At 38.6% G+C, this 4,228-nt stretch carries 5 protein-coding genes; 3 read left to right on the top strand and 2 right to left on the bottom strand.

Annotated elements, in window-relative coordinates; genetic code table 11:
• The 3 genes from IQ228_RS22270 to IQ228_RS22260 all read left to right on the top strand — a co-directional run.
• A partial coding sequence (locus IQ228_RS22270) for an alpha-ketoglutarate-dependent dioxygenase AlkB (RefSeq protein ID WP_228044015.1) occupies nt 1-549 on the top strand: 549 nt, incomplete at its 5' end.
• Nucleotides 550-764: 215 nt separating this feature from the next.
• Nucleotides 765-1,307, top strand: coding sequence for a hypothetical protein (locus IQ228_RS22265; RefSeq protein WP_027402752.1), 543 nt, complete (start codon nt 765-767; stop codon nt 1,305-1,307).
• 292 nt (nt 1,308-1,599) lie between these two features.
• A complete protein-coding gene (locus IQ228_RS22260) occupies nt 1,600-1,767 on the top strand; it encodes a hypothetical protein (RefSeq protein ID WP_168465365.1) in 168 nt (55 codons plus the stop codon).
• 216 nt (nt 1,768-1,983) lie between these two features.
• Here IQ228_RS22260 and IQ228_RS22255 read toward each other — a convergent pair whose 3' ends face one another.
• Both IQ228_RS22255 and IQ228_RS22250 read right to left on the bottom strand, forming a co-directional pair.
• Nucleotides 1,984-2,901, bottom strand: a complete 918-nt coding sequence (locus IQ228_RS22255; RefSeq protein WP_027402751.1) for an NAD(+) kinase — start codon at nt 2,899-2,901, stop codon at nt 1,984-1,986.
• 83 nt (nt 2,902-2,984) lie between these two features.
• Nucleotides 2,985-3,986: an SDR family oxidoreductase gene (locus tag IQ228_RS22250; RefSeq protein ID WP_027402750.1), complete on the bottom strand. Its 1,002-nt coding sequence runs from the start codon at nt 3,984-3,986 to the stop codon at nt 2,985-2,987.
• Between the last annotated feature and the right edge of the window lie 242 nt (nt 3,987-4,228).

The raw sequence follows: 4,228 nt of genomic DNA, 5'->3' as shown, positions 1-4,228 counted from the left end.
GTAATATTATATCTGAATTTTTTTAGCACCAAAGAAAGTAATCAACTTTTTTCAGATTTATATTCCAGTGTTAACTGGAAACAAGAAATAATCCAATTTTTTGGTAAGCAAATGCCTATACCAAGATTGACAGCGTGGCATGGAGATGAAGGAAAATCTTACACTTATTCTGGCATAGAACAACATCCAGAACCTTGGAATCCTACATTAAAATTAATTAAATCTGAAATTGAGAAAATTGCACAAGTTAGTTTTAATAGTGTTCTTATCAATTTATATCGTGATGGTAAAGATAGTGTTTCCTGGCATAGTGATGATGAACCAGAATTAGGGAAAAATCCCATTATTGCTTCTGTTAGTTTTGGTGCAAATCGTCGTTTTTCTTTACGACATAAGCATTTCAAAACTCATAAGATTGATATTGATTTAACCAGTGGTAGCTTGCTATTAATGCAAGGTGAAACTCAGCATTTTTGGCAACACCAAATTGCTAAAACAGTTAAAGAAATTCAACCACGAATCAATTTAACATTTAGAATTATTCACTAATTTAACCCAAGGTGCATCAATTTGATGGAAAAACTATACGAGTATATTTTACGCTGAATAAGTTGTCTGTGAAGGTAGGGAACAGGGAACAGTTTTAGCTATGCACCTATTTTGAGACACCATCAGCCAAAACCTGTAAGAATTGAAAGCACAAAAATAAAATAAAATAAAATCAGTTACTATAAATATAGCTAACTTCATTTTCAATAACTACCATGACGACAAATTCTATTTTTCGCCTATCCCCCATCATTCGCATCACATTATTAACATTATATATAGCTTTAACAGTTCCTTTACCTATTTTGGCTAAAGTTACTTCTGCCTCTGTTTCTCCATCATTGTTAATCGTAGGAATTATCGCCGGTTTTGTGATTTTATATGCTGTACTTTCTGAAAGAGTTATAACAGATGAGGAAAAAATTCAAGTCACTTATCCAGTGTGGATACCACGCTTTTTCCTTCCTGGTTGGTCTTTGCTTTGGTCGGATGTTAAAGATTTGAAACCACGTACTACAGGTCAAGGTGGATTAGTATATTATTTTGTCAGTCATGATGGTAAAGGTTATTTATTACCCATGCGTATAGCTGGTTTATCTCGGTTACTCAAGATTGTTCAAGAAAAAACTAATATTAATACTCACGATGTTAACCCTTTCTCACAACCTTGGATGTATATTATTTTATTTGGTTGTACTTTATTATTGCTTTTAGTGGATATTTGGACTATTACTAATAGTATGACCGCTCTGCCGTAGGTTGGGTTGAAGTATTATCACACACAATGTAACAGGGGTAATTTAATTCTTTTACCATCATTTTTAATCGCTGGTTTCGCCTTAGTTCCTGATTCTAAATAGAAAGAATCGTGTTGTCCTTTTTTCTTGAATCGTGGTTGTTTTGATGTTTTTTTGAACCACCTATGCTTTACGAAAAGCTGTAACCTGTCCGTTATTTGGAATTAATGCGGTTTTGAATGATAAAAGCATTGATTCGACCTTCAATGTTGTGCTATGATATCTAGTATATCAGATATATTAAGATTTGGCAATGCCTCGGATTAAATTTAAACCACAAAATCAAGTAGCCTCCGATAAATCACCCTTGCAATTTAAGGTTTTACCTGGAGTCAGGGAAAAAATTAAAACCGTCCCTGATTGGCAGCAACGGTTGAGGGATTTTGTTGATCAACTTCTTGAAGACTTAGACAAACAGTAATATATGGATAGTTATGGGTAGAAATTATCAAGCTGTTTCTACCCCTCTGGTTTCCACTCTACGAACTCTTCAAAGGTTGCTGCTTTGGTTTTAAATAAGGCTTGAACCATAATTTACCTACCCTATTGAGTTTTCATGGTTCTGCTGTAGTTAAAAGCGTTGCTGGGTAGCAGTTGGTGATAACCGCTCAATATTATACTAGCTAACCACCAACAATTAAGGCAATTCTACAGAATTAGGTTTAGCAATATGCGGTAAACCCCAACCAAGTTTTTCCCTAAGAACACGGAAAAATTCCGGTGACTGGAGACGAATAAATCGGGCGCTATAGGGCGATCGCTCTAAATATACCCGATCCTCACAGCAAATATAACATCCACCATTGCCATCTACCACCATCACCAACCGGGGAATGTTCACAGGATAGATATTAATCGGTTCGCTATCGGGAAACACCAAAGCCCTAGAAGCCAGAGAATGAGGACAAATAGGTACTAACTGCAATACAGGCACACCGGGAGTAATTACTGGACCACCTGCGCTTAAAGAATAAGCCGTTGAACCAGTTGGAGTAGAAACAATAATTCCATCAGCAGCAATATCCACAGGTGAATGTCGTCCCACCGCAATTTCAAAATGGCACATACAAGTTAAAGGTTCTCGATGTAGCACCATTTCATTTAAACAGAGGGCTTCCCACTTCACCGTATCTCCCCGCATAACTTTAACGGTGAGCATAGCTCTATCTTCAACCTGATATGCACCCGCCATTGCCTGTTCTAAGGCTTGGGGCAATTGGTTAAGATAGATTTCCGTCAAAAATCCCATGTGACCAGTATTTACTGTCAGCATGGGGATACCAGAGGGGGCTACCAGGCGTGATGCTGCTAATACAGTTCCATCACCTCCTAACACCACAGTAAATTTCATATCTGAGTCAAAGCCAGGGGGCGTAAGACCTTCAATGGGGGTGTGAAAGACAGGACTATCTGGTTGAGAATAGCCCAATATCCCACCGATACTAGCTGTGATGTAAACATCCCAACCAGCAGCGGTAAGTTTGTCTTTTAGTTCAATAGCGACACTACTCGCTATCGGTTTAACGTCGTTATAGATAATGCCTGCTTTCGGCACACTCAAATATCCAAGTCTAAGGGCTGTTTTTTATGTATCTCATAGTTACACATTTTGGACTAATGAAACCATAAGTCTCATATTTATTGACTATTGGCTTTGGAAGATTCTTTAAAGGGAGCCTTCTTACTTTTGAGCTTTTTGCTTTTAGCTTTCTCGTAATCTAACTGTTTCAGCTTGTTCATAATCCGGCTGAAATATTCTTGTAGATATACTTCCAGTGTGGTGGTTTGCTGTTTGTCTAAACCAAAAATAGTATATACTTCGTCCATATTTTCTGCATTCAGAGCTTTACCACTAGCTAAAACTTCTGTAAAAGCTAGTCTATCAGCAACATTCCATCCCCATTGAAAGCAGCGCAGTAAATTCCGTACAGCCCGTAATAATCCGATGGGCATTCGTGTAACTTTTGCGTCTCTATCAGATAAGCGCTCGCAAAGATTAATAATTTCCTCGGCACTCCAAGCACGAGTTCCCACGACTGGGAAAGCTTGCTTTTCTGTTTCTGGTACTGTCAAAGCCCGCACTGCAAATTTAGCAATATCTTGAGTATCCATGTAGCCAATGGGTGAGGATGTTCCTGTCACCCATACTGGTTGTTTTTCTAAAATAGGTATGCCGTATTGACCAATCAATCCTTGCATAAATCCAGCTAAACGTAAAATTGTGTAGTTTAAACCGGATTCTACCAAGTATGCTTCTGTACATCCCTTAATTTCCATCAGCGGTACATTGGGATATTTATCAGCATCGAGAATTGAAAAGAAGATGAATCTTTCTACACCAGCGGCTTTGGCTGCTTGAATTAATGCTACTTTTCCATCCCAATCTACCTCTTTAATAGTTAGAGAATCTGTAGCGCGGGACGTAGCGGCATCAATAACTGCTGTTACTCCCGTCAATGCTTCCGTCAGGGTTTGCGGATTGCACAAGTTTCCTCGTACCAGTTCTGCACCCCATTCTTTCAAAAAAGCAGCTTTTTTAGGACTCCGAACGAGACAGCGGACTTTGTATCCTTCATCAATTGCGCGACGGGCTACTTGTCTTCCCAGAGTGCCAGTTGCACCAACTATTAATAATGTCATGGGGTTGGTTATATATCTTAATGTTTATGAGAAGAATCTTAACAGAATTAGTTATGTAAATAAAAATTTACATCATTTTAATAAAAAATTAGGAGTCAGGAGTCACCGAGTCAGAAGTCACCGAGTCAGGAGTCACCGAGTCAGGAGTCACCGAGTCAGGAGTCACCGAGTCAGGATGAAGAATTAATTTTTCTTCCCCTACTTCCCCTACTTCCCCTACTTCCCCTACTTCCCCTGTGTCC

The sequence above is a fragment of the Dolichospermum sp. LEGE 00246 genome (genome assembly GCF_015207865.1).
Lineage (GTDB): Bacteria > Cyanobacteriota > Cyanobacteriia > Cyanobacteriales > Nostocaceae > Dolichospermum > Dolichospermum heterosporum.
Note: the sequence above shows the minus strand (reverse complement) of the source record. Positions and strands in the feature narration are given on the sequence as shown.